The sequence below is a fragment of the Cypionkella sp. genome (genome assembly GCF_036782355.1).
Classification (GTDB): domain Bacteria; phylum Pseudomonadota; class Alphaproteobacteria; order Rhodobacterales; family Rhodobacteraceae; genus Cypionkella.
In genome coordinates, this window is the sequence record NZ_DAIPZF010000046.1 from 1 (window position 1) to 23,413 (window position 23,413).

23 protein-coding genes and 1 tRNA gene are annotated in these 23,413 nt (G+C 58.6%); 12 read left to right on the forward strand and 12 right to left on the reverse strand.

Annotation, left to right across the window (positions count from 1 at the left end; genetic code table 11):
* The 6 genes from V7Q10_RS14015 to V7Q10_RS14040 all read left to right on the forward strand — a co-directional run.
* The coding region (locus V7Q10_RS14015) for an OmpP1/FadL family transporter (RefSeq protein WP_333869750.1) at nt 1-1,097 on the forward strand (1,097 nt) is incomplete at its 5' end.
* A gap of 125 nt (nt 1,098-1,222) precedes the next feature.
* A complete protein-coding gene (locus V7Q10_RS14020) occupies nt 1,223-2,086 on the forward strand; it encodes an ATPase (RefSeq protein WP_333869751.1) in 864 nt (287 codons plus the stop codon).
* Between the two features lie 23 nt (nt 2,087-2,109).
* Nucleotides 2,110-3,027, forward strand: a complete 918-nt coding sequence (gene metA, locus V7Q10_RS14025) for a homoserine O-acetyltransferase MetA (protein ID WP_333869752.1) — start codon at nt 2,110-2,112, stop codon at nt 3,025-3,027.
* On the forward strand, nt 3,002-3,961 hold the full coding sequence (locus V7Q10_RS14030) for an alpha/beta fold hydrolase (RefSeq protein WP_333869753.1): 960 nt from the start codon (nt 3,002-3,004) through the stop codon (nt 3,959-3,961). The genes metA and V7Q10_RS14030 overlap by 26 nt, the downstream gene beginning before the upstream one ends.
* Nucleotides 3,962-4,000: 39 nt before the next feature.
* Nucleotides 4,001-4,873: a polyphosphate kinase 2 gene (gene ppk2 / locus V7Q10_RS14035; RefSeq protein WP_333869754.1), complete on the forward strand. Its 873-nt coding sequence runs from the start codon at nt 4,001-4,003 to the stop codon at nt 4,871-4,873.
* The gene (locus V7Q10_RS14040) at nt 4,870-5,484 is read left to right on the forward strand and encodes a TetR/AcrR family transcriptional regulator (protein WP_333869755.1); all 615 of its coding nucleotides are present in this window, start codon (nt 4,870-4,872) and stop codon (nt 5,482-5,484) included. The genes ppk2 and V7Q10_RS14040 overlap by 4 nt, the downstream gene beginning before the upstream one ends.
* Here V7Q10_RS14040 and V7Q10_RS14045 read toward each other — a convergent pair.
* The 5 genes from V7Q10_RS14045 to V7Q10_RS14065 all read right to left on the reverse strand — a co-directional run bounded on the left by V7Q10_RS14045 (nt 5,481) and on the right by V7Q10_RS14065 (nt 10,215).
* Complete coding sequence (locus V7Q10_RS14045) at nt 5,481-6,554, reverse strand: ABC transporter ATP-binding protein (protein WP_333869773.1); 1,074 nt, start codon at nt 6,552-6,554, stop codon at nt 5,481-5,483. The two genes, V7Q10_RS14040 and V7Q10_RS14045, sit on opposite strands and share 4 nt — an antisense overlap.
* 17 nt (nt 6,555-6,571) lie before the next feature.
* Nucleotides 6,572-7,378 carry an ABC transporter permease gene (locus V7Q10_RS14050; protein ID WP_333869756.1) on the reverse strand — a complete coding sequence of 269 codons (807 nt, stop codon included), beginning with the start codon at nt 7,376-7,378 and terminating at the stop codon, nt 6,572-6,574.
* Nucleotides 7,375-8,262, reverse strand: coding sequence for an ABC transporter permease (locus V7Q10_RS14055; RefSeq protein ID WP_394972149.1), 888 nt, complete (start codon nt 8,260-8,262; stop codon nt 7,375-7,377). The genes V7Q10_RS14050 and V7Q10_RS14055 overlap by 4 nt, the downstream gene beginning before the upstream one ends.
* A 186-nt stretch (nt 8,263-8,448) precedes the next feature.
* On the reverse strand, nt 8,449-8,706 hold the full coding sequence (locus tag V7Q10_RS14060) for a hypothetical protein (protein WP_333869758.1): 258 nt from the start codon (nt 8,704-8,706) through the stop codon (nt 8,449-8,451).
* Between the two features lie 108 nt (nt 8,707-8,814).
* Entirely contained in the window at nt 8,815-10,215 is a 1,401-nt protein-coding gene (locus V7Q10_RS14065; RefSeq protein WP_333869759.1) for an aminotransferase-like domain-containing protein, read from the reverse strand.
* Between the two features lie 88 nt (nt 10,216-10,303).
* Here V7Q10_RS14065 and V7Q10_RS14070 point away from each other — a divergent pair, with 88 nt between their 5' ends.
* Nucleotides 10,304-10,516, forward strand: coding sequence for a DUF1127 domain-containing protein (locus tag V7Q10_RS14070; RefSeq protein WP_333869760.1), 213 nt, complete (start codon nt 10,304-10,306; stop codon nt 10,514-10,516).
* Between the two features lie 58 nt (nt 10,517-10,574).
* Here V7Q10_RS14070 and rpsI read toward each other — a convergent pair whose 3' ends face one another.
* From rpsI to V7Q10_RS14100, 6 genes are all read right to left on the reverse strand, one after another.
* On the reverse strand, nt 10,575-11,060 hold the full coding sequence (gene rpsI, locus V7Q10_RS14075; RefSeq protein WP_333869761.1) for a 30S ribosomal protein S9: 486 nt from the start codon (nt 11,058-11,060) through the stop codon (nt 10,575-10,577).
* A gap of 2 nt (nt 11,061-11,062) precedes the next feature.
* Nucleotides 11,063-11,527, reverse strand: a complete 465-nt coding sequence (gene rplM / locus V7Q10_RS14080; RefSeq protein WP_333869762.1) for a 50S ribosomal protein L13 — start codon at nt 11,525-11,527, stop codon at nt 11,063-11,065.
* A 154-nt stretch (nt 11,528-11,681) separates the two neighbouring features.
* Nucleotides 11,682-12,461 carry an SseB family protein gene (locus tag V7Q10_RS14085; RefSeq protein WP_333869763.1) on the reverse strand — a complete coding sequence of 260 codons (780 nt, stop codon included), beginning with the start codon at nt 12,459-12,461 and terminating at the stop codon, nt 11,682-11,684.
* Nucleotides 12,462-12,516: 55 nt separating this feature from the next.
* On the reverse strand, nt 12,517-13,803 hold the full coding sequence (locus V7Q10_RS14090; protein ID WP_333869764.1) for an NAD(P)/FAD-dependent oxidoreductase: 1,287 nt from the start codon (nt 13,801-13,803) through the stop codon (nt 12,517-12,519).
* Between the two features lie 118 nt (nt 13,804-13,921).
* Complete coding sequence (locus V7Q10_RS14095; protein ID WP_333869765.1) at nt 13,922-17,119, reverse strand: efflux RND transporter permease subunit; 3,198 nt, start codon at nt 17,117-17,119, stop codon at nt 13,922-13,924.
* Nucleotides 17,112-18,080 carry an efflux RND transporter periplasmic adaptor subunit gene (locus V7Q10_RS14100; protein ID WP_333869766.1) on the reverse strand — a complete coding sequence of 323 codons (969 nt, stop codon included), beginning with the start codon at nt 18,078-18,080 and terminating at the stop codon, nt 17,112-17,114. The genes V7Q10_RS14095 and V7Q10_RS14100 overlap by 8 nt, the downstream gene beginning before the upstream one ends.
* Nucleotides 18,081-18,180: 100 nt before the next feature.
* Between V7Q10_RS14100 and V7Q10_RS14105 the strand changes: the two genes are divergently transcribed.
* The 4 genes from V7Q10_RS14105 (at nt 18,181) to kdsA (ending at nt 21,837) form a co-directional block, all read left to right on the forward strand.
* Nucleotides 18,181-18,384: a YgaP family membrane protein gene (locus tag V7Q10_RS14105; protein ID WP_333869768.1), complete on the forward strand. Its 204-nt coding sequence runs from the start codon at nt 18,181-18,183 to the stop codon at nt 18,382-18,384.
* A gap of 313 nt (nt 18,385-18,697) precedes the next feature.
* On the forward strand, nt 18,698-19,351 hold the full coding sequence (locus V7Q10_RS14110; RefSeq protein ID WP_333869769.1) for an ABC transporter ATP-binding protein: 654 nt from the start codon (nt 18,698-18,700) through the stop codon (nt 19,349-19,351).
* Nucleotides 19,335-21,002, forward strand: a complete 1,668-nt coding sequence (locus V7Q10_RS14115) for a capsule biosynthesis protein (RefSeq protein ID WP_333869770.1) — start codon at nt 19,335-19,337, stop codon at nt 21,000-21,002. Before V7Q10_RS14110 ends, V7Q10_RS14115 begins: the two co-directional genes overlap by 17 nt.
* Nucleotides 20,983-21,837: a 3-deoxy-8-phosphooctulonate synthase gene (gene kdsA / locus V7Q10_RS14120; protein WP_333869771.1), complete on the forward strand. Its 855-nt coding sequence runs from the start codon at nt 20,983-20,985 to the stop codon at nt 21,835-21,837. Before V7Q10_RS14115 ends, kdsA begins: the two co-directional genes overlap by 20 nt.
* Here the strand turns inward: kdsA and V7Q10_RS14125 are convergent.
* The gene (locus V7Q10_RS14125) at nt 21,834-23,012 is read right to left on the reverse strand and encodes an NAD(P)/FAD-dependent oxidoreductase (protein ID WP_333869772.1); all 1,179 of its coding nucleotides are present in this window, start codon (nt 23,010-23,012) and stop codon (nt 21,834-21,836) included. The genes kdsA and V7Q10_RS14125 overlap by 4 nt on opposite strands.
* 102 nt (nt 23,013-23,114) lie before the next feature.
* On the opposite strand from V7Q10_RS14125, the gene V7Q10_RS14130 reads away from it, so the two are divergent.
* Nucleotides 23,115-23,189, forward strand: a tRNA-Gln gene (locus V7Q10_RS14130).
* The last annotated feature ends 224 nt before the right edge of the window (nt 23,190-23,413 follow it).

The window sequence follows — 23,413 nt, forward strand, 5'->3', positions numbered from 1 at the left end:
TGGCACTGTCGACATCGCTTGCGCAGGCGGGTGGGATTGACCGGTCCGGTCAATCCATTGCCTCGATCTTCGAGAAGGGCAACTTTGTCGAGTTGTCCTTTGGTCGGGTAAAACCCAGCGTCTCGGGCACGCAGCAGATGAACGTCTCGCTGTCTTCGCGGACAGGCGCGCTTTCGGGCGATATGGCTGCTGATTATTCGCAGTTTGGCTTGGCGGTGAAGACCAATGTAAACGAGAACGTTGATCTTGGTCTTATCATAGATCAGCCTTTTGGCGCCAATGTCGCCTATCCGTTGGTTTTGAACACATCGGGGGCCTATTATGCGGCGCGCTCGACGGCGACGTTGAAAACCACCGCGATGACCGGCATTTTGAAATACCGCACCTCGGACAACCTGAGCGTCTATGGCGGTTTGCGCTACGAGACGATGAGCGCCGAAGCGAGCGTACCTTTTGTTGCGGGTTACACCGTAAAATCCGACAGCTCCTCGGCGATGGGCTATCTGGTTGGCGTGGCTTATGAGAAGCCAGAGATCGCCCTGCGGGTGGCTTTAACCTATAATTCGAAAATCAAGCACAACTTTACGGTTGATGAAACCCTGTCGACGCCTGCGGCCTTGACGGCGGCGACGACGGTGAATTCGCCGCAAAGCGTGAACTTGGAAATGCAATCGGGCGTGGCGAAAGACACTTTGGCCTTTGCTTCGGTGCGCTGGGTAAACTGGTCGGCCTTTGACATCTCGCCAAACCTTTACAAGGTCGCGACCTCAGGCAAGTCCTTGGTGTCTTATGATGACGACACCATCACCTATACTTTGGGCGTTGGGCGCAAGTTTAGCGACAATTGGGCTGGGTCGATTTCGCTGGGCTATGAAAAATCCACCGGCGGTTATGCTTCGAACTTGGGGCCAACCGATGGCAGAACCAGCGTGACGGTGGGTGCCGCCTATACGATGGACAAGGTCAAGATTTCGGGCGGCCTGTCCTATATCCAAATTGGCGATGCGCAGACGACGCTGACAAGCACCTCGGCTTCGGGCAGCTTCACCTCGAACCACGCGGTTGGCGCGGGCATGAAGATCGCCTATTCCTTCTGATCTGCTGAAAATATCAGACTGGCCCCGCCTTTGCTGCGGGGCCGTTTTCATTTCTGCTTTCGTCTCTGGCGTTGGCGCGCTAACACTGCGCCAACCATAGGCCTGCACAATGGGGACGCCCTGCGATGATATATGCCACCGCCAAAGACTATCTTGCGGCCCCACAGAAAAGGGTAATGCTTTTTGGCATGTCGGGCCTTGGCAAGACCTATCTCTCGAACATGCTGCGCGATGCGGGGGGCTGGTTTCACTACTCGGTCGACTACCGGATTGGCACCCGCTATATGAATGAATTCATTGCAGATAATTTCAAGCGCGAGGCGATGAAGGTGCCCTTGCTGCGCGAATTGCTGCTGTCAGATTCGGTCTATATCGCCTCGAATATCACCTTTGACAATCTGGCGCCGCTGTCGACCTATCTGGGCAAGCCCGGCGATCTTGCGCGCGGGGGCGTGGCCTTTGCCGAATATCAGCGCCGCCAAGCCCAGCACGCGCAGGCCGAGGTTTCGGCGATGCTGGACACCCCGCGCTTTATTGACCGCGCCGAGACGATCTATGGCTATCAGCATTTCATCTGCGACACCTCTGGCTCGATTTGCGAGGTGGTCTCGCCCGAGCTGGCCGATGATCCGGTGATGACGGCGCTGTCGCAAAACCTGCTGCTGGTGTGGATCAAGGGCTCGGATGCGCATAAGGCGGAACTGGCGCGCCGCTTTGATCGTGCGCCCAAGCCGATGTATTACAACCCCGATTTTCTGCGCGACCTTTGGGCCGAATTCACCGCCACCACGCCAGCCGATCAGGTTGATCCCGATGCCTTCTTGCGCTTTGGCTATGCGCGGCTTCTGGATCACCGCCAGCCGCGCTATGCGGCGATGGCGCGCTGGGGGGTGACTGTCACCGCCGAAGAGGTCGCAGCCGTGCGCAACCCGGCTGATTTCGACAATTTGATCGGCCTTGCAATTGATCGCGGACCCGCGCCGTTCTAAGTGCTGCTGTTAAGGAGAGTTTGATGCCGATTACCCTGCCCACCACCCTGCCCGCCTTTGACGTTTTGCGCAACGAAGGTGTGATGGTGATGTCGCCCGAGCGGGCAAGCGCGCAGGAAATCCGGCCGCTGCGCATTGGTCTGTTGAACCTGATGCCGAAAAAGATCCAGACCGAGACGCAATTTGCACGGCTGATTGGGGCGACGCCCTTGCAGATTGATTTTCAGCTGATCCGCATGTCCGAACACCAAACCCGCAACACCGCAGCCGAGCATATGGAGGCGTTTTACCGCCCGTTTTCCGAGGTCAAGCACGAGAAATTCGACGGGCTGATCATCACCGGCGCGCCGATTGAACATCTGCCCTTCGATCAGGTCACCTATTGGGACGAGCTGCGCGAGGTGATGGATTGGACGCAAAGCCATGTGTTCTCGACCTTTGGCGTCTGCTGGGGCGGCATGGCGATGATCAACCATTTCCACGGCGTGCAGAAACATCTGCTGGATCACAAGGCCTTTGGCTGCTTTCGTCACCGCAATCTGACGCCAACCTCGCCCTATTTGCGCGGCTTTTCCGATGATTTCGTCATCCCCGTCAGCCGCTGGACCGAGATGCGCCAGCCCGAAATTGACGCAGCACCCGGCCTGCAAACGCTGCTGGGCAGTGACGAGGTTGGCCCCTGTCTGGTCGAAGATGCCGCCCACCGCGCGCTTTATATCTTTAACCACTTCGAATATGACAGCGACACGCTCAAGCAAGAATACGACCGCGATGTTGCTGCTGGCACCCCGATCAATGTGCCGGCCAATTATTACCCCGACAACAACCCCGCCAATCCACCAATGAACCGTTGGCGCAGCCATGCGCATCTGCTTTATGGCAATTGGATCAACGAGATCTATCAGGGCACCCCCTATGACCGTGCCGAAATTGGCCGTTAGTGCGGCGCTGATTTTTCTGACCTTGGCCGCCTGCTGCTTGGCGGTGGCGGCCAGGATTACCACGCGGCAAAGCGCACTTGAGGCCGAATTTCCGCCGCAGGGCCAGGTCTTGATGGTAAACGGAAAGCGGGTGCATGCTATCGTGCAAGGGGTGGGGCCTGATCTGGTGCTGATCCATGGCGCCTCGGGCAATGCTTTGGATATGATTGCGGCGCTTGGGCCGGATCTGGCGCAAAGCCACCGCGTGATTGCCTTTGATCGCCCCGGCCTTGGCTATTCTGACCCGCTGGAAGACCAAAGCCTGAAAGCGCAGGCGCTGCATCTGGCCGAGGCCGCGCGGCAGTTGCAGGTGCAAGCGCCGCTGGTGGTGGGGCAAAGCTATGGCGGCTCGGTCGCACTGGCTTGGGCGCTTGATGTGCGCCTGCGCCCGCGCGGGCTGGTGCTGATCTCGGCGCCGTCGATGCCTTGGCCGGGCAAGCTTGATCTAAGCTACCGCGCGGCAGACACTTGGGCGGGGCGTGCGCTGCTGTTGCCGCTGGCAGCCGCGCTGTTGCCGCAAAGCTATATCACGGCGGCGGTGAAAACCGTCTTTGCGCCCGACACCCCGCCGCCCGCCTATGCCAAAACCATCAGCGCCGCACTGATCCTGCGGCTGCCCAGCCTGCGCGCGAATATGGCGCAGGTGAACGCTTTGCGCGCGCAATTGGTGGCGATGCAGCCGCGTTACGCGCACCTAAGCCTGCCAATGGAACTGCTGCACGGCACCGCCGACACGATTGTGCCCATCGCGGTGCATTCGATCCCCTTTGCGCAGCAGGTCGCCTCTGCCCACCTGCACTTGATCGACGGCGCTGGCCATATGCCGCATTACAGCCATCGCGGCGAAGTTTTGGTCGCAATCGCCCGCGCCGAGGCCCGCGCCGCATTGCACTAGCCGCTGCATCGGCCATATTGGGGCAAACAGGGGGAAACCATGGATTTACCATTTGACGGTGCCATTAGCACATTTCTGAACGAACAAGCGCCCAAACATGTGCGCGAGGCGATCTTGACGGCGGATAAGAACGACATCCTGTGGAAAGACTACCCCTATCGGCAAGAGATCAAATCCAAGGAATACGCGGCCCAGATGGAGGGCTTGCAGATCCAACTGGTGCGGATGCAAGAGGATGTAAAGGCCAGCGGCAAACGTCTGGTGGTGCTGTTTGAAGGCCGCGATGCCGCAGGCAAGGGCGGCAGCATCGGGGTGGTGCGGGAAAACCTGAACCCGCGCGTGGCTTCGGTTGTGGCGCTGCCGAAACCCTCGGACCGCGAGGCGACGCAGTGGTATTTTCAGCGTTATGTCGATTGGCTTCCCGCGGCGGGCGAGATCGTGCTGTTTGACCGCTCTTGGTACAATCGCGGCGTGGTCGAGCATGTCTTTGGCTTTTGTACCCCCGAGCAGCGCAAGCATTTCTTTCGGCAACTGCCGGATTTCGAACATATGCTGGTCGAGGAAGGCATTGTCTTGGTTAAAATCTGGCTGGAGGTTGGTCAGGCCGAACAATTGCAGCGGTTTTTGGACCGCGAGAAAGACCCGCTGAAACAGTGGAAGCTGTCGCCCATCGACATCAACGGGCTGTCGAAATGGGACGATTACAGCCAAGCCATCGCGGAAACTCTGGATCAAAGCGACTTCAAATATGCGCCTTGGACGGTGATTTTATCCGATGACAAAAAGCGCGCGCGAATTGCCGTGGTTCAATCGATTTTGGCGGCGGTTGACTATGTCGGCAAAGATGCAAAGCTCATCGGCACGCCGGATCCGAAAATCTGCTGCGGCGTGAAACTGCGGCCGAAAGCGTGAAGCGCGGCTATCATCATGGCAACCTGCGCCAAGCCCTTGTAGAGGCAGCACTTTTGCTGATTGCCGATAAGGGCCCGACCGGCTTTACCCTGTCAGAGGCCGCAAAAGCCGCCGATGTCACCCCGGCTGCCGTTTACCGCCATTTTGCTGGCCGCGATGATCTGATGGCCGAGGTCGCGCGCCAAGGCTATGACATTTTTGCCGCCCTGATGGAGTTTGCCTATAATGACGGCAAGCCCTCGGCGCTGGCGGCCTTCGAGGCGACCGGGCGGGCCTATCTGGCGTTTGCGCGCAAATATCCTGGGCATTATATGGCGATGTTCGAATCCGGCCTGAACCTGCAAGCGCATCCCGATCTGGCCTTGGTGGCGCATAAGGCGCGCCGCGTTCTGGAACAAGCGTCCGAGAGCCTGTCGCTGCACCTGCCCGAAGCCAAACGCCCGCCCGCAACGATGTTTTCCGCGCATATCTGGGCGATGAGCCACGGCGTGGTCGAGCTGTTCATGCGCGGCGCACCGGGTGCCAAAAGCCCCTTCCCGCCCGAAGACCTGCTTGAGGCCGGCATCGGCATCTATCTGCGCGGGCTGGGGTTATTGCCGCCCGATCGTTAACGAAACAGCACCAAAGCCCCCGCCGACCAAGCCACCCGCGCGCGCGCGCCGATGTCCAGCACCGGACGGCCAAAGACATTGCGCATCGACAGCCGGATTGCCGCGGCACTGCCGTCAAGTTTGATGTCGTAATAGGTCATGTCGCCGTAATAGACCACTTCTTCGACCACAGCCATGCTTTCGCGGTCCGTGGCGGTTTGGCCATCAAACAGGATCGTCAGGGTTTCAGGACGAAACCCAACCGAAGCGCCGCCGCTATTGGCGCCAGACACCTGTTCCGCACTGAGGCTCAGCTTGCCAAAGCCTTCGGCCTCGACCTCGACCATGCCACCCGACTCTGACAGGATCTTGGCAGGCAGAAAGTTCATTGTGCCAATGAAATCAGCCACTTTGCGCGAGTTCGGACGCCTGTACAGGGTCTCAGGATCGGCCAGCTGCGCCACCTCGCCGTCAAACATCACCGCAATGCGGTCCGACATCACCAAGGCCTCTTCTTGGTCATGGGTCACCAGAATAAAGGTGATGCCAACCTGCCGTTGCAGCTTGATAAGCTCCATCTGCATCTGTTCGCGCATCTTTTTGTCCAGCGCCGACAAGGGTTCGTCCAGCAGCAAAACCTTTGGCTTTAGGATCAGCGCGCGTGCCAAGGCGACGCGTTGTCGCTGCCCACCCGAGAGCGCATGCGCCGCGCGATCGCCGTAGCCTTTCAGCCCCACCATCTCTAGCGCCTCGGTCACGGCCTGCGCCTTTTCGGCCTTGCTGCGTGGGTCTTTGCGCAGACCAAAGCCCACGTTCTGCGCCACGGTCAGATGCGGGAAAATCGCGTAGGATTGAAACACCATATTGGTCGGGCGCACATTGGCGGGCACGCCTTCCATATCTTTGCCGTCAATCATCACCACGCCCGAAGAGATGCCCTCGAACCCCGCGATGGTGCGCAAAAGCGTGGTCTTGCCGCAGCCCGATGGCCCCAGCAGCGAGAAAAACTCGCCCGCGCGAATGGTGGCGGTGATGCCACGCAGCGCGTGATAATCGCCGTAATATTTATGAACGTCCTTAAACTCGATCATGGTGGATTTTTCAGACGTCACAGGAAGCCTCCAGTATCCTTACCGCCGGTTTTGGCAATGCCACGGCGGCGGAAATATTCAGCGGTTGCAAGAAGCGCGATCGACAAACATACAAGAATGGTGCCCAAGGCCATGATAACAGGGATATTCTGCGGAAAGCGGAATTGCCCAAGGATATAGACCGGCAGGGTGTTTTCATTGCCCGCAAGAAAGAACGCGATGATGAATTCATCAAGACTGATGGTAAAGGTGATCAGCAGCGCCGAAATGATGCCCGGCATCACCAAGGGCAGGATGATCAGCCGAAAGGTCGAAACCGCACTTTCGCCCAGATCATACGAGGCCTCTTCCAAGGATTGATCCAAGCTTTGAAAGGCTGAAGACAGAATGGCAATCGCAAAGGGCGTGCAAACCAAAACATGGCCCAAGATTACCGTAAAAATCGACAGGCTGACACCAAGACCCAAGAGCACAGCCAAAAGTGCGACAGCCACAATCACTTCGGGCAACACCAAAGGCAGCATGATCAGCCCCATCAGCGGCGCTTTGAACGGAAAGCGGTAGCGCGTCGAAGCGCGGGCGGCAAAAATACCCAGCATGGTCGAAATGACCGCCGAGGACACAGCGATTATTAGCGAGTTTTTAAGTGCCTTGTGTAGCGCAGGTTCGGTCCATAATTGGCCAAACCATTTGGTGGTAAAACCCTCGAGCGGGAAGGCAACTGTGGTAGCATTGTTAAAGGCAAACAGCGGCAACAACAGGATTGGCGCGTATAAAAACACCAAATAAACAATGGTGTAGCTTTTGAACCAACCGCCCTTCATGCTTTATTTCCCTTCAAGAACCGTCTGTTCAGGAATAAGAACAGCAAGCTGACGCCAAGCACCATCGCCATAGAAGAAATCGCAATAGCCGCCCCGCGCGGATAATTGTCGAGCTTTTTAAAGCTCAGTTCGATCATATTGGCCACCATTTTACCCTCTGGCCCCCCAACCAACAAAGGCGTCACATAATCGCCAATGGTTGGAATAAACACGATCAAAACTGCTGAGATTACCCCAGGCATCGCCAAAGGCAGGGTGACGCGAATAAATGTCATAAAGGGGCTTTCGCCCAGATCTCGCCCTGCCTCTAAAAACGAGCGGTCGATTTTCTCTAAGGCCACAAAGATCGGTAAAATCGCAAAGGGCGCATAGGCATGGGCCAGCGTAATAATCACCGCGTTGATACTGTAGTTGATGCTTAGCGGTTCGGAAATGAGCCCCAGCTCCAAAAGCCCAGTATTAATCACGCCATTATAGCCAATAATGACCTTCCACAGAAAAACGCGGATCAGATAAGAGGTCCAAAACGGAATGGTAATCAAAAACAGCCAGAGCGATTTTCTGGAGGCCTCGACATAAAAGCTGACGAAGTAGGCGACCGGGAAAGCCAAAATCACCGTCACCGCCGTAACCGTCAAAGACACATAAAGCGAGCGCAGCATCAGTGTGCGGGTCAAAGGATCAGACCAAGCGCCCAAATATTCTTGGGTCGGCTGCAAAATGCCATCGACCTCTTTATAAGAAGCGCAGGGGCCATAATAATTGCACAGCTGGAATTGGTGAATGATGGTCAGATAGCCATCCGTCCAAAAGCTATACAGAAATATCATCGCCAAAGGTGCGGCCAACAGCAAGATCGCATAAAAGGCCGTGGGGCTGATCATCGCCAGACCGTTGGCGGCCTCTGATCCACGAAAGCGTTGTTTTCTGGTGATTTTCACCGCCATCCCCCCTTGCGCACCCTGTTTGATGCGGTCTGCGCTTTTGATCAAACTAAGCCAATGCTTGGCAAAGGCGCAAGCCTTAAACCATCATTTCGCGCGGGAAGGATCGGTGGACGTCAGCCCTGCCTAGGCACCGATACGGTCAATTTGGATCGCCCGTTTTTTAAGCTCTTCGAAAAGTGTTGGCAGAACGCGTTGGGCGGCGACCGCGGCTTGCAGCACATCCGACAAGATCACCTCACCAAATTCACCCGCAACCCGCCAGATCAACCGTTGGTTTGCGCCGTCGTCATAAACAATCTCGGTCGATCCCTGCCGCGAAGTGCGCAGCCCCAGAAAATCTGTACGGCCAATGGGGCCATGAAAGCCTGCCTGATATCCCATGTTAGGGTCCTTGTTTTTGTTCTGCTGCTGCCAGCATCGGCCAAAGCCACAGCTTTGGTCAATCTTCTGTTTCAAAATTGCGACAGAGCGCGGCAGCGATGCCACAGGTCAGACCGCCATGTCACTTGGCGGGCGCGGCAGCAGATAGGCGAGCTCGGCCAGCCCCGCCTCATACTCTTGCCGCGCGATATGGGCGGGAATCGCCAGCCGCACCGCATGCGGCGCACGCCCGTCGATCATCGCATATTGATCCGCCGCGCGCAGCAAGACACCGCGTTCTTCGGCAAGGCGCATAAAGCCATAAGTCCGCCAGCCTAAAGGCAATTTCAGCCAGGCAAAGGGGATGCCAACCTGCCAGGACAGATCGAAAGCCCCCAGCCGGTTGACCATGACCTGCAAGCGTTCCGAGAATTCGGCCTGCACCTTTCCGCGCAAATCCGCCGCAGCGCCAGAGCGAAACAGATCGGTCACCAGCGCCGAAACTGGACGAGACAGGGCGAAAAACCGATGCTGTGCGGCCAGCCTACCCGCCTCGCCCATGCCAGTTGGGCAGACCACATAGCCAAAGCGCAACGCCGCCGAGATGGTCTTGGACAGGCTGCCCGCGTGCCAGACCCGCTCGGGGGCCAAGGCCCGCAGCGCCGGACTTTCGGCCTCGACATAGCTATAGCATTCATCCTCGATGATTTGCAGATCATAGCGGCGCGCAATGGCAACCACTTGCGCCATCCGCTCGGGCGACATCCGCGCGGTGGTGGGGTTTTGCGCCACCGGTGTTAGGCATAAAACCTGCGCGCCATAGTGCCTACAGGCCACCTCTAGCGCATCAGGGCAGATGCCTTGTTCATCCAGCGCGATCCCCACCACCTCGGCGCGGGCGGCGCGGGCGGCATAGCGAAAGCCCGGATAGGCCAGATCTTCGATCAGCACGACGGGGCGATCCCCGCGCAGACAACAATCAAAGATCAGCCCGATGCCGCTTTGCCCGCCATGGGTCAACATGATATCTTCGGCTAAAATCGGCCCCAAAACCCGCAATTTCAACCAATCGACCACCAAGTGGCGCAGTTCGGCCTCGTCGGATTGATAAGTATAATCAATCCAATCGCGGCCTATTTCGGTTGATATCCGCGCCATCGCGGCTTGCAAAGCCGCAACCTGTCCGACATCAGGCAGCGAGGGAGAGCGCATATCGATCCGCCCCAGCGACAGTGCGGCATAGCGGTCCTGAAACAACGGTTCGGTCGGCCCCAAACGCGGCGAGCGTGCCGCGACAAAGGTGCCGCGGCCAACAGTCGCCTCGAGCAGGCCCTCTTGCGTGGTGATCTGATAGGCGCGCGACACCGTGCCCGGCGTCACCCCAAGCCGAAACGCCAGATCCCGCACGGTGGGCAATTGCGTGCCCTGCGGCAGATCGCCGGCGCGGATCGCATCACGCAGGGCGCGGGTCAACGCGAGATATTTCGGCCCACCATCCTCTTGCAGCTTTGGCAGCCATATTGTGTGCATGACAATGTTCCTCTAGCGACGGAGCTGCGCGAATTGTATAGCCAAGATGCATTTTAACGCAACTTGTATCAACACAATTGGAAAAACAATGTCCCTGAGTGAAGCCTACGCCCTCTCTGCCCGCCAGCTGCCGCCGCTGTCGCGTCTGGCCGTGACGCTTGCATTGACCGTGACGGCCTGGGAGTTGCGCCATCGCAGCCGAAAGCATTTGGCTGGGCTGGCACCCGAGCGGATGCGCGACATCGGCCTTGATCCTGCGGCAGCAGCCTGCGAAGCCGAAAAGCCATTCTGGCGCGCCTAAACAGAACGCAAAAGACCCGCGGTTTCCCGCGGGCCTTTGTAACCGTATCCAGAAAAGCTTAGCGCTTTGAGAACTGGAACGACCGGCGTGCTTTCGCTTTGCCGTATTTCTTACGCTCGACCACGCGGCTGTCGCGGGTCAGGAAGCCTGCGGCTTTCAAAGCGCCACGCAAGGAGGGTTCGTAAAGCTGCAAAGCTTTCGACACACCATGCTTTACAGCGCCAGCTTGGCCGGACAGACCGCCACCAGCAACCGTTGCCATCACGTCGAACTGGCCTTCAACGCCAGCAACGGTGAAAGGCTGACGCAGGATCATCTGCAACACGGGACGAGCGAAATAAACCGCCATTTCCTTGCCGTTGACGATAACCTTGCCGGAACCTGGCTTGATCCAGACGCGAGCAACAGCGTTTTTACGCTTGCCCGTCGCATAAGCGCGGCCAAGGCTGTCGCGAACAGCGACCCGAACGATGGCAGCCGGAGCAGCAGGAGCTGCTGCGCCAACAGCCGATTTCAGATCGTCAAGAGATTTGATATCGGACATGATTATGCGCTCCGGGTGTTTTTCGGGTTCAGGGCCGCAAGGTCCAGAACGGTGGGCTGCTGCGCTTCATGCGGATGCTCAACGCCGGCGTAAACGCGCAGGTTGGTCATCTGGACGCGGCCCAGACGGTTGCGGGTGATCATACGCTCGACAGCTTTGATCACGACACGCTCGGGATGCGCACCTTCCAGCACTTGACGCGCGGTGCGCTGCTTGATGCCGCCCGGGTGGCCGGTGTGCCAGTAGTAGATCTTGTCGTTGCGCTTGTTGCCCGTCATCTGCACCTTGTCGGCGTTGATGATGATAACATTATCACCCATGTCCATGTGGGGGGTGAAGGTCGGCTTGTTTTTGCCGCGCAGGATGTTGGCGACGATCGAAGCCAAGCGACCCAGAACGATGCCTTCGGCGTCGATCAGGATCCACTTTTTGTCGATGTCCGCCGGAGTAGCGGAGAAGGTTTTCATATTCAACCTATGAGTAAAGAGGGCGAGAGGTAAATCTCGCATTACGGATGGGGGCTTATCGCGTAAGAGCGGGCGCAGGTCAATATGGGATTGAAACATAAAAACGTTTTAAAACAAAGGCATGCGTTTGAGGTATTATTATACCCCCACTTATTTAGCGCAGCTTTGGCGGCGCCAAAGGGTCCATGCCGGGGGCCGGGCGCTGTACAGGCTGCTCGATCACCGGTTCGGGCACTTCAAACAGCCGTGCCACCTGCAAGAGCTTTGCGGTGGCCTTGTCACTGTCTTGCAAAAAGGTGACGTCAAGCGCTGCGGCATCCATGCCCGAAAACGCCAGCGCCTCGGCGACCGAGCGGGCAAGTGCGGCTTGGGCAAAGGGATCTGCGTTCACAAAGGCAAAGATATGGCCCTGCGTGCCGTCGGTATAGCGGACCTCGGCCAAAAGCGCGGCCGCAGCCAAGCCCGCAGCACCGGTGATCGTGCGTTCAAGCGCTGTGATCAACATCTGTGGCACTGATTTCGGCGCGCGAAACTCTTGCGCCTGCGCCTCGAGGTTGGCAGGCGCGCTGCCCAGCATCTGCACCAACCATTCCAACGCTTCTGGCGGCAACAGCGTCTCGGCCCCGGCGCCCGTGCCAAGGTTCAGACCCAAAGACAGCCCCTGCCCCAGCATTTGCTGCGCCACGATCCGCCCCGGCAAGGCGGCATAGGGCACAGGGTCAGGCCCAAGGCTCGCCAGCCGCTCTTCGCTGTCAAAGGCCAAAATCACTGGCCCCGACTCCAGATCAAACACCCGCGGCGCGATCACCTCGCCCTCGGCCTCACGCTCTAGCACGATGAACAAGGTGGCATCCGCCAGGGCGCGGTAAAAGCGAAGGCCGGCAGCTTCATCGCCACCGGCCATCAAATCATAGGCGGTATCAAGCTCGGTCACAGCGCTCTCCCTGTTTTCGCGACTGGGTAGCCCGCTGCGGGCCGTCTTGCAAGCCTTAGCCCTTTTTCACGGCCTTGAGTTTGTTGATGCCAAGCATGCTCATGCCGATCTTTTCATAGAAGGGTTCCGAGGTGCCCTTTTTGATCTTGCGCATGAAATACTTCTCAAAGCCGATCTTGGCCAAATGCACCCAACGCCCCTGCGAGGACCAATTGACGTTGCGCGGTGGAATCTGTGGCTGGGCGACGAAAGCGATGCCGCTGTCGCCAAAGTCGGCCAAGCAGACGGCGTTCCAGGTGCCGACGTTGCTGGGCTCTTCGCCGCGCAGCATCTGACCGATGTTATGGGCGGTGGCGGTGACCATGGATTCGATCATAAAGCCGGTTTTTGGCACGCCACAAGGCACGGGCGTTGGCGCCATCGGCGGGATCGCCACGCAAACGCCCACCGCGAAGATGTTCTTGAACTTGGGGTTTTGCTGGTGCTGATCGACAATGGTAAAGCCGCGCGGGTTCGACAGCCCTTCGATCCCCGAAACCGGTTTGATGCCGCGGAAGGCCGGCAGCATCATCGAGAATGCAAAGGGCAAGACCTTTTCGCCCTTGCTGCTGCCATCGTCGTTGATCTCTTCCACCGTCATCTGGCCGTCTTCGACCTTTTTCACCTTGGTCGAGGTCATCCATTTAATGTGCTTGTTGCGCATCTCGGATTCCAGCAGGCCTTTGGTGTCGCCAACCCCGTCCAGCCCCAGATGCCCGACATAGGGCTCGGAGGTGACAAAGGTGATCGGCACTTGGTCGCGGATCTTGGCCTTGCGCAGGGCGGTTTCCAGAATGAAGCAAAACTCGTAGGCGGGACCATAGCAAGACGCGCCTTGCACAGCACCGATGATCACCGGGCCTGGGTTTTTCATCAGCTCTTCAAACACCACCTTGGCTTGCAAGGCGTGGTCGATGTGGCAAACCGATTGGGTAAAGCCGCCATGCGGGCCAAGACCTTCGATCTCGTCAAAGGCAAGCTCGGGGCCGGTGGCGATGACGATGTAATCATAGCTGATCGAGGTGCCGTCGATCAGTTCCAGACGGTTTTCTTCGGGGTGCAGCCTTTGCGCCGCCGTGGTGACAAACTTGATGCCCTTTTTCTTCATCGTGGGCGCCAAGTCGATGGTGATGTCATCGCGCTCGCGCCAGCCCACCGCCACCCAAGGGTTCGAGGGCACAAAGTGATAGGTCGGATCTTTGGTCACCACGGTGATGGTGTCGCCCTTGCCGATCTCATCTGCCAGCTCGTAAGCCATAATAGAGCCGCCAAGCCCTGCCCCCAAAACAACGATATGTGCCATATTTTCCTCCCTTTTGCCGCCTTAGGCCAATTCATTGAGTGCTATCGTATACACAAATTCGCATATGACAATGATATATTGAGCCAGGCCCGATACATCATTGTCGCAGCTTGGTTTTTTAGGTTTTGAACACCCGATAAATCGCGGGAATCACCAAGACGGTCAGCAGTGTTGACGACAGCAGACCAAACAGCAGCGAAATCGCCAGACCTTGGAAAATCGGGTCAGACAAGATCACCACCGCCCCGATCATCGCCGCAATCGCTGTCAGCAAGATCGGCTTAAAGCGGATCGCACCGGCTTCAATCAGCACATCAACCGTGGTTAGGCCGGTGCCGCTCGAGCGGATGAAATCCACCAGCAGGATCGAGTTGCGCACGATAATCCCCGCCAGCGCGATAAAGCCGATCATCGAGGTGGCCGAGAACGGCGCGCCAAAGATCCAATGCCCCAGCATGATGCCCAAAAAGGTCAGCGGAATCGGGGTCAAGATCACCAGTGGCAGGCGGAACGAGCCAAACTGCGCCACCACAAGGATATAGATCCCCAACAGCGCGATGCCAAAGGCCGCCCCCATGTCGCGGAAGGTGACATAAGTGACCTCCCATTCGCCATCCCACAGCAATGTGGGCGTGCTTTCATCGCTGGGCTGACCATGCATCGAAATCACCGGCTTGCCGCCCTCGGGCCAGTCCATCTTGTCAAGGGCGGCCTGCACTGCAAGCATGCCGTAAAGCGGGGCTTCAAATGCACCGGCAAGCTCGCCCGTCACCATCTCGGCGTCGCGGCCATTGTGACGAAACACCGGAAACGAGCTTTTCTCGGCGCTGATATTCACCACATCACCAAGTTCAACCACGCCCTTGGCGCCGGGCAAAACATTGGCCGGAATGGGTGTGGTCAAAAAGCGTTCGTCCATCACCCTATCGCCTTTGTCGCGGGCAATTTGCAGCGCAATCGGGTCGCGCCCCTCGCCGCGATGCGAATAGCCCACCACTTGGCCGCCGTTCAAAATCGCCAAAGTGTCAAAGACATCGCTTTCCTGCACGCCAAAGAATTCCAGATCATCGGCCGAAATCTTGGCACGCAGACGCCGCGCTTGGGTGCCGTAGCTGTCATCGACATCGACAATAAAGGGCACCGAGTTAAACGCCTGCCGGATCTTGGCGGCAGTTTCGCGCCGCGCCTCGGCGGTGGGGCCATAAACCTCGGCCAAAAGCGTCGAGATCACCGGCGGGCCCGGAGGTGGCTCGACGGTTTTCAGGCTGGTGCCTTCGGGCAGGTCAAGCGCTGCAATCCGCGCGCGGATGTCCAGTGCGATGTCATGGCTTGCGCGCGAGCGCTCGCCCTTTGGCGTCAGGTTGATCGAGACTTCGCCCAGCTGCGGTTCGGCGCGCAGATAGTAATGCCGCACCAAACCGTTGAAGTTAAATGGCGCAGGTGTGCCGGCATGGGTCTGCACCGAGGTCACCTCGGGCATCTGCATCACCACTTTGGCCACATCTTGCGCCACCCGGTCGGTCGCCTGAACCGAAGCGCCTTCGGGCAGATCAATCATCACCGAAAGCTCGGATTTATTGTCGAAAGGCAGCAGCTTAACCGTCACATCCTTGGTATAAAGCAGGCCAAGCGAGCCAAAGGACAGCGCAGCCGTCACCAGCAAAAACGTCAAGCTGCGGCGCTTGGTGGCCAGCAAGGGCCGCGCAACGGCGTTAAAGCTGCGCTCGAGGAGGCCGCCATGATGGCCGCCGTGGCTGTCATCGCCGCCATGGGCTGACATATCGGCGCGCCCTGCGACTTTGACCATCAGCCAAGGCGTGATGATCACCGCCACAAAGAAGGAAAAGATCATCGCAGCCGAAGCATTGGCCGGAATCGGGCTCATGTAAGGCCCCATCAGACCCGAGACAAACAGCATCGGCAGCAGGGCCGCAACCACGGTCAAGGTCGCCACAATCGTCGGATTGCCGACCTCGGCCACCGCGTCAACCGCGCCGTCAATGCGCGAGCGCCCATCGCGCATCCCCCAATGCCGCGCGATGTTTTCAATCACCACAATCGCGTCATCCACCAAGATCCCGATCGAGAAGATCAGCGCAAACAGGCTGACGCGGTTCAGGGTATAGCCCATGATCCAAGCCGCAAACAGCGTCAGCAGAATGGTCACCGGAATAACCACGGCCACCACAATCGCCTCGCGCCAGCCGATGGCCAGCCATACCAAGGCAATGATCGACACTGTGGCAAGGCCAAGGTGGAACAACAGCTCGTTGGCCTTTTCATTGGCCGAGTCGCCATAATCGCGGGTGATGGTGACATGCACGCCTTCGGGGATCAGCTTGCCTTCCAACGCCTCGACGCGGTGCAGCACCTCTTCGGCCACAACCACGGCATTCGCCCCTGCCCGTTTGGCAATCGCCAGCGTCACCGCAGGCGCGCGGGTCAGGCTGCCGTCAGCGTTACGGCTGATATTGGCGACGATATGTTCCGTGGTATCAGGCACATAAGACACCTGCGCCACATCGGCCACATAGACGGGCCGCCCGTCCCGCGTGGTCAGCAACAGGCCCGCAATCTCGGCGGGTGCCGTCAGGGTTTGGCCTGCCACCAGATCAATCTGCTGGCCGCCGTCGCGCAGTTTGCCGGTGTTCAGGGTGCGATTGGCCTGCGAGACTTTGCCCGCAAGCTGTTGCAGCGTCACACCGTAAAGCGCCAACCGTTCCGGGTCTGGCGCGATGCGGATCGCATCCATGGTATCGCCCACCAGATAGGTGATGCCGACGTTATCGGTCTTGGCGACTTCGGTCTGCAAATTGCGCGCAAGCCGGGTCAGCGCATTGGCCCCCACACCTTCGCCCGAAAGCGTCAGGGTCAGGATCGCCACATCGTCAATACCGCGCCCCACCACCAATGGCTCGGGGATGCCCAAGGGGATGCGGTCGGAATTGGCCATCAGCTTGTCATGCACCCGCAGCACCGCTGCATCAGACGAGGTGCCCACCAAAAACCGCGCGGTTACCATTGCTGCGTCATCACGGGTCGAGCTGTAGACATGCTCGACGCCGTTGATACCTTTGACAATAATCTCCAAGGGTTCGGTCACAAGCTTGACGGCATCTTCCGCCTTCAAGCCCTGCGCCTGCACATGGATATCGACCAAAGGCACCGAGATTTGCGGCTCTTCTTCGCGCGGCAAAGACACCAGCGCCACAGACCCTGCGGCCACCGCCGCCAGAATGAACAAAGGCGTCAGCGCCGAGCCGATAAAGGCCCGCGTCAAACCGCCTGCTATGCCCAAGGGGCCGCGCTTACTCATGCTTGGCTCCATCGGTTTCGATCACATCACCGGCTTGCAAACCCGAAAGGATTTCCACCATCTCGACCCCGCCGATAACCTCATGTGATCCGGGAACAACGACGCGCATCGCATTGTTTGCGCTGATATAATCTAAACCAGCGGTGGTTGTCAGCGCCGTCACTGGCACCATCAAAGCCTCATGCGTGCCAACCGGCAGACGCACCAAAACCCGCGCATCGACAAAGGCATCAGGCAGCCCGTCGACCTCGACATCGGCCACCACACGGCCATTCTCGATCAGCGGATAGATCCGCACCAAAGTGCCGCTTTGCGCGCCGGTGGCAGATTCGATCTGAATGCTGTCGCCCTCGTGCAGCCCGGCCGCGTGCCGCTCTGGCACGGCAAGGCGCAGGAAAATCCCGCCGCCGCCAAGGTTTGCCACTGTCTCGCCCGCCATCACCACCGCGCCCTTGGCGGCTGGCACCTGCAACACCCGCCCCGCAATCGGTGCCAGAACCGAGCCTTCGGCGGCCTGTTGTTCAATCACCCGCCGCTGCGCGCTGATCGAGGCGATTTGCCCGTCCAGCACATCAACCTGCGTGCGCAAACCATCCAGCCGCTGCACCGTGGTCACGCCTTGCTTTAGCAGATCTTCACCGCGCTTCAGCTCGACCTGCGCATTATCACGCTGCGCACTGACCGCTTGCAGCTGCGCATCCATCGCCGAAAGCTGAAACGCCAGCTTTTCGTCAACGATGCGCGCCAGCACCTGCCCCGCGGTGACGTTGTCGCCCTCGGACACATCCAAGGCCACCAAAGTGCCGCCCAGCCGCGCCCGCGCCGGAATGCGGTCGCGCGCCTCGATCCGGCCATAGACCGCTTTCCAGTCGGTCACTTGCAGCGGCGCAAGCGTCATCGGCTCGGCAAAAGCTGGTGCGGCAAATGCGACCAGCAGCGGGAAAACAGTCAGCGAACGCATAAAGAGGCCTTTCCTTGGAGTGCTCGATGTATTATATTCATATTTGTGCATGTAATGTCAATCGCCCCTTGGCGCTTTTGGCCCAACAAAGGAAACTCTTATGACACTCGACCGCTCTGTTCTGCTGTTCGCAGGCCTTATGATCTTTCTTTCGGTTGCGCTGACCCTTTGGGTCTCGCCGCTGTTCTACTGGTTTACGCTGTTCATCGGCGCTAACCTCGCGCAGTCTGCGATCACAGGATTTTGCCCTGCCGCCTTGGTGTTCAAGGCTTTTGGCGTAAAATCGGGCTGCGCTTTCAAGTAAAGTGACCAGATAAGCCGTCAAAAGGCTTAACGCCTGCCCTGACCCTACCGCAGATGGCGCCGCAGTCCAAAGAGTTTGCGGCGCCAAAGCGCGCCTGCCCCCCCAACACATTTACGCTCGTCCAAGCCGTCTTACACCGCGCCGCAAGCTCTGGGCTTGCGAGATCGGTGAGGATGGCGACATAATGCTGCCTTAAACTGGAATTATACAATTTTATCTCAATCAGGATGCAGTGACTGCGCCTTAACTCAAAAGCCATAAGCTGGGCCTAAGCCCATGAAATCCAAGCAGGAGGCAGGCCCATAGGGCAGCCATGATCGCCTTTGAAAACGTCAGTAAGTCCTTTTGGACAGGTAAATCGCGCAAGGTGATTCTTGACCGGGCGTCCTTCTCTGTCGAGGTTGGCAATTCGCTGGGCATTCTGGCCAAGAATGGCACCGGCAAGACCACGATCATCAATATGATGGCCGGGCTTGAGAAACCCGATGAGGGGCGGGTTATTCGCACCTCGCGGATTTCCTTTCCGCTTGGGTTTATGGGCGGCATGGTTGGCAGACACAGCGCCAAGGAAAACGCGCGTTATATCGCGCGACTTTACGCGCTGGACCCTGACTATATCGAAAGCTTTTGCCGCTGGCTGTCCAATATCGGCGAATATTTCGATATGCCCTTGGGCACCTATTCTGCGGGCATGCGGGCGCGGTTTTCCTTTACGCTGATGCTGGCCTTGGAATTTGACATTTATCTGATCGACGAGGGCATGCCCAATTCGACCGATGTCGAGTTCAACCGCAAAGCGGGCGAGGTGCTGCGGCAGCGGCTTAAGAATGCCACTGTGGTCATGGTCTCGCATCAGGCCTCGACGCTTGAGAAATTCTGCCGCTCGGCGGCGGTCCTGCGCAATGGTCAGCTTTATAAATTCGAAACCCTAGAAGAAGCGAAGCGGTTGTATGACTACGAAGCTTAAAGTAACCCGATTCCGCACCCGTCGCCCTGATCCGCTGCCACAGCCGCCGCAGCCAGAGCCTGTCGTCGCTGCGCCCGCCGCCACGGTTATCGGTGATCGCGCCTTTTTCCCCGATGCAGACAGCGACGGTTTTGCCGGCATGCGCTTTCCCACCGCCGCCCCTGCTGCGACTGCGGCGACCGAGCAATCCGCCCCTGCCCAGATTGACGCGATCCGGCAAGAGGGGCTAACGGGGCGACAATTGCGCATGGCGCGACGCTTGGCGCAAAAGCACGGCCTGCCCGCAACCTCGGATTTCGATGCGGTGCGGCTGTTGCGCAATGCAGGCATTGATCCGTTCCAAACAAATTCGGTGCTAGAGTTGGTTGCCGCTGCCGGCAATGGCGCGCCTCCCTTGCCGCCTGAATCGCGGGCGCTGACCCTGACACCGGGCGGCGATGGCATTCAGCTGCCACAAACTATCAAGCCTGTGCAGGTGCCTTCTGCTGAATTGGCCGCCGAACAGGCCCATATTGCCGAAGTCGCGCGCATCCAGCGTGATATTGTGGCGCGGCGCAAACGCAAATCGCTACTGCTGATGGCGCGGCTTTTTGTCTTTGTCGGGCTGCCGACGCTGCTTGCAGGCTTTTACTATTACACCATCGCCACGCCGTTATATGCCTCGCATACCGAATTCGTGATCCAACAGGCCGAATCCTCCTCGACCGGCCTTGGCAGCCTGATTAAGGGCTCCGCTTTTGCCACCTCGCAGGATTCGATTGCGGTTCAGGGCTATTTGCAAAGCCAAGACGCGATGCAGCGGTTGGATGCCGATATCGGCTTTCGCGCGCATTTTTCAGACCCCACGATTGATCCCATTCAGCGCATCGAACCCGGGGCCTCGAACACCGCGCTTTACAAGCTTTATCGCCGCAATGTGAAGATTTCCTATGATCCGACCGAGGGTCTGATCAAGATGGAGGTGATTGCCGCAAATCCGCAGACGGCGGTGAAATTCTCCAAGGCGCTGATCGGCTATGCCGAGGAGCAGGTCGATCAACTGACCGCCCGCCTGCGCGGCGATCAGATGAAAGGCGCACTAGAAGCTTATCAGGATGCTGAGAAAAAGCTCACGGAAGCTAATATGAAGGTGATTGATCTGCAAGAGAAGAACAAGATCGTCTCCTCCGAGACCGAGATTGGCCTTGTCAGCAGCCAGATTGGGTCTTTGGAAAGCCAGCTGACGCTGGAGCAGCTGTCGATCGCGCAGATGGAATCAAACGCCAACCCCAACAGGGCGCGGATGGATCCGATCAAGCGCCGCATCGTCACTTTGGAAGATCAGATCGCGCAGCTGCGCAGCAAGCTGACCGAAAGTTCGGCCACCGGACAATCCTTGGCGCGGGTGCAATCCGAGCTGTTGATCGCGCAATCCGATGTCGGCACGCGTCAGATCCTGCTGTCAACCGCGCTGACGGCGATGGAAGCCGCCCGCAACGAGGCGAACCGGCAGACCCGTTATCTCTCGCTTGCGGTCAGCCCGATCGCACCAGACGAGCCAACCTATCCCTTGGCTTTTGAAAATACTCTGGTGGTGATGCTGATCTTCATTGGGATATACCTTATGATCTCGATGACAGTCGCAATCCTTCATGAACAGGTTACCGCATAGTATGAACAACCGCGTCGCAATTTCTGGGCTAACCGTGGGCAACGATTGCCCGCTGTTGGTGATCTCGGGGCCGTGTCAGTTGGAAAGCCTGGATCACGCGCAGATGATTGCGGGGGTGATGGCAGAGGCCTGCGCGCAAGCCGGTGCGCAGTTTGTGTTTAAGGCCAGCTACGATAAGGCCAATCGCTCGTCGCTCTCGGGCCGGCGCGGCCTCGGGATCGAGGCGGGGCTGAAGGTTTTGCAAAGCATTCGCGCCACTGGGATTCCGGTGCTGACCGATGTGCATGACGCAGGCCAAGCGCGCGAGGCGGCAAGCGTCGTCGATGTCATCCAAATCCCGGCGTTTTTGTGCCGCCAGACCGATCTTTTGCTAACCGCAGGGCAGACGGGTGCTGTGGTCAATATCAAAAAGGGTCAATTTCTGGCACCTTGGGATATGCAGAATGTCGCCGAAAAGGTCGCCTCAACCGGCAATGACAAGATCTTGTTGACCGAACGCGGCACCAGTTTTGGCTATAACACCCTTGTCGCCGATATGCGCGCGCTGCCGATCATGGCGCGCACGGGCTATCCGGTGATTATGGATGCCACCCATTCGGTTCAACAGCCCGGCGGCAATGGCACCTCTTCGGGTGGGCAGCGCGAATTTGCGCCGGTGATGGCGCGCGCGGCAGTAGCCCTTGGCGTCGCTGGCGTGTTTATCGAGACGCATGAAGACCCCGATCAAGCGCCGTCAGATGGGCCGAATATGATTGCTCTGGCGCAGATGCCGGCGCTGATTGCCAGCCTGATGGCTTTTGACCGTCTTGCCAAGGCCGAGCCGCTGCGCGCCTAGGCCACCTGCCCCGCAGCCCAGCCCGACGACCACGCCCATTGAAAGTTATAGCCGCCAAGCCAGCCGGTGACATCGACGACTTCGCCAATGAAATAAAGCCCCGGCACCGCTTTTGCCATCATCGTACGGCTGTCCAAATCGGCCGTGTCAACGCCGCCCAGCGTCACCTCGGCGGTGCGGTAGCCTTCGGACCCCACCGGCACCAAGCGCCACGCCTGCACCAAGCCCGCCACCCGCGCCAGCTCGGCCCTTGAGATTTCGGCCATCGGCTGCAAGATCCCCGCAACCGCCTCTAGATGGCGCGCCAATTTCTCGGGCAGGAACTTGCCCAAAGCCGTGCGCAACGCGCTGCGCCCGGCCTCTTGCTTGGCCTGCCCCAGCACCGCCAGCACATCCAACTGCGGCGCAAGATTGACCTGCAAGGCCTCGCCCTCGCGCCAATAGTTCGAGATTTGCAGCACCGCAGGCCCCGACAGCCCACGATGGGTGAACAGCACCGCCTCGTCAAAGCCCGCGCGCCCGCAACCGACCCGAGCTTGCGTGGCAAGCCCTGCCAGCGGCACCATCCACTCCAACTCCTGCGCCGAAAAAGTCAGCGGCACCAAACCGGGCCGCGTCTCGATCAGCCCCAGCCCGAATTGCGTGGCGATCTGATAGCCAAGCCCCGTCGCGCCCATTTTCGGAATGGACTTGCCACCCGAGGCCACAACCACCGAAGCCGCCTGCACTTGGCCACGGCTAAGATCAATTGAAAAGCCCTCCCCCGCGCGGGCGACCCCCGTAACCGCACAGTCAAGCCACAGCTCGCCCCCCGCCTCGGCCAAATCTCGCAACAGCATCTCGACAATCTGGCGTGCCGAGCCGTCGCAAAACAGCTGACCCAGCGTCTTCTCATGCCAAGCAATGCCCGCCGCATCAATCCGCGCAATAAAATCCCATTGGGTATAACGCTTTAAGGCCGAAAGCGCGAAACGCGGGTTCTGCGACAAAAACCGATCCGGCGCGATGCCCAGATTGGTGAAATTGCATCGCCCCCCGCCCGAGATCCGAATCTTCTCGCCCGCGGCCTTGGCATGATCCACCACCAAGACCCGCCGACCCCGGCGCGCGGCCTCAATCGCGGCAAAAAGCCCCGCTGCACCCGCTCCGATAACGATGACATCTACCTGTTTCATAGCCCTTCCTAAGCCAGAAAGCCGTTGTTTGACAACCACATGAAGATTTTCGCAAAAACCCCCTTGCACCCCCCGAATGGCTTCGCTAAATACCGCCGAAGTTGGGGCGTCGCCAAGCGGTAAGGCATCGGTTTTTGGTACCGACATACGGAGGTTCGATCCCTCCCGCCCCAGCCAAATCACATAAATGTCGATGATAATGATATTTTACAGTCTAGTGGCGCTGTTGCCATTATATTGTGAAGGCCGGTGCGACCGCGCGTCTAATTGCCAAGGCCTGTCGCGTCTTTCGTCTGAGACGCATTTTACACGGCGGCGTCTACATCATTTCTAAACCCACTCGCTTTAGGTTCCAGACTCATTGATCATCAAAGCCAGAACAAGACGGTTGCTGCGAGGGC

What these genes read in the sequence shown, in the direction of transcription:
- V7Q10_RS14020 (WP_333869751.1), top strand. Translation starts at nt 1,223, where the DNA reads ATGATATATGCCACCGCCAAAGACTATCTTGCGGCCCCACAGAAAAGG.
- metA (WP_333869752.1), top strand. Translation starts at nt 2,110, where the DNA reads ATGCCGATTACCCTGCCCACCACCCTGCCCGCCTTTGACGTTTTGCGC.
- V7Q10_RS14030 (WP_333869753.1), top strand. Translation starts at nt 3,002, where the DNA reads ATGACCGTGCCGAAATTGGCCGTTAGTGCGGCGCTGATTTTTCTGACC.
- ppk2 (WP_333869754.1), top strand. Translation starts at nt 4,001, where the DNA reads ATGGATTTACCATTTGACGGTGCCATTAGCACATTTCTGAACGAACAA.
- V7Q10_RS14045 (WP_333869773.1), bottom strand. Translation starts at nt 6,554, where the DNA reads ATGATCGAGTTTAAGGACGTTCATAAATATTACGGCGATTATCACGCG.
- V7Q10_RS14050 (WP_333869756.1), bottom strand. Translation starts at nt 7,378, where the DNA reads ATGAAGGGCGGTTGGTTCAAAAGCTACACCATTGTTTATTTGGTGTTT.
- V7Q10_RS14055 (WP_394972149.1), bottom strand. Translation starts at nt 8,262, where the DNA reads ATGATCAGCCCCACGGCCTTTTATGCGATCTTGCTGTTGGCCGCACCT.
- V7Q10_RS14060 (WP_333869758.1), bottom strand. Translation starts at nt 8,706, where the DNA reads ATGGGATATCAGGCAGGCTTTCATGGCCCCATTGGCCGTACAGATTTT.
- V7Q10_RS14065 (WP_333869759.1), bottom strand. Translation starts at nt 10,215, where the DNA reads ATGCACACAATATGGCTGCCAAAGCTGCAAGAGGATGGTGGGCCGAAA.
- V7Q10_RS14070 (WP_333869760.1), top strand. Translation starts at nt 10,304, where the DNA reads ATGTCCCTGAGTGAAGCCTACGCCCTCTCTGCCCGCCAGCTGCCGCCG.
- rpsI (WP_333869761.1), bottom strand. Translation starts at nt 11,060, where the DNA reads ATGTCCGATATCAAATCTCTTGACGATCTGAAATCGGCTGTTGGCGCA.
- rplM (WP_333869762.1), bottom strand. Translation starts at nt 11,527, where the DNA reads ATGAAAACCTTCTCCGCTACTCCGGCGGACATCGACAAAAAGTGGATC.
- V7Q10_RS14090 (WP_333869764.1), bottom strand. Translation starts at nt 13,803, where the DNA reads ATGGCACATATCGTTGTTTTGGGGGCAGGGCTTGGCGGCTCTATTATG.
- V7Q10_RS14095 (WP_333869765.1), bottom strand. Translation starts at nt 17,119, where the DNA reads ATGAGTAAGCGCGGCCCCTTGGGCATAGCAGGCGGTTTGACGCGGGCC.
- V7Q10_RS14100 (WP_333869766.1), bottom strand. Translation starts at nt 18,080, where the DNA reads ATGCGTTCGCTGACTGTTTTCCCGCTGCTGGTCGCATTTGCCGCACCA.
- V7Q10_RS14105 (WP_333869768.1), top strand. Translation starts at nt 18,181, where the DNA reads ATGACACTCGACCGCTCTGTTCTGCTGTTCGCAGGCCTTATGATCTTT.
- V7Q10_RS14110 (WP_333869769.1), top strand. Translation starts at nt 18,698, where the DNA reads ATGATCGCCTTTGAAAACGTCAGTAAGTCCTTTTGGACAGGTAAATCG.
- V7Q10_RS14115 (WP_333869770.1), top strand. Translation starts at nt 19,335, where the DNA reads ATGACTACGAAGCTTAAAGTAACCCGATTCCGCACCCGTCGCCCTGAT.
- kdsA (WP_333869771.1), top strand. Translation starts at nt 20,983, where the DNA reads ATGAACAGGTTACCGCATAGTATGAACAACCGCGTCGCAATTTCTGGG.
- V7Q10_RS14125 (WP_333869772.1), bottom strand. Translation starts at nt 23,012, where the DNA reads ATGAAACAGGTAGATGTCATCGTTATCGGAGCGGGTGCAGCGGGGCTT.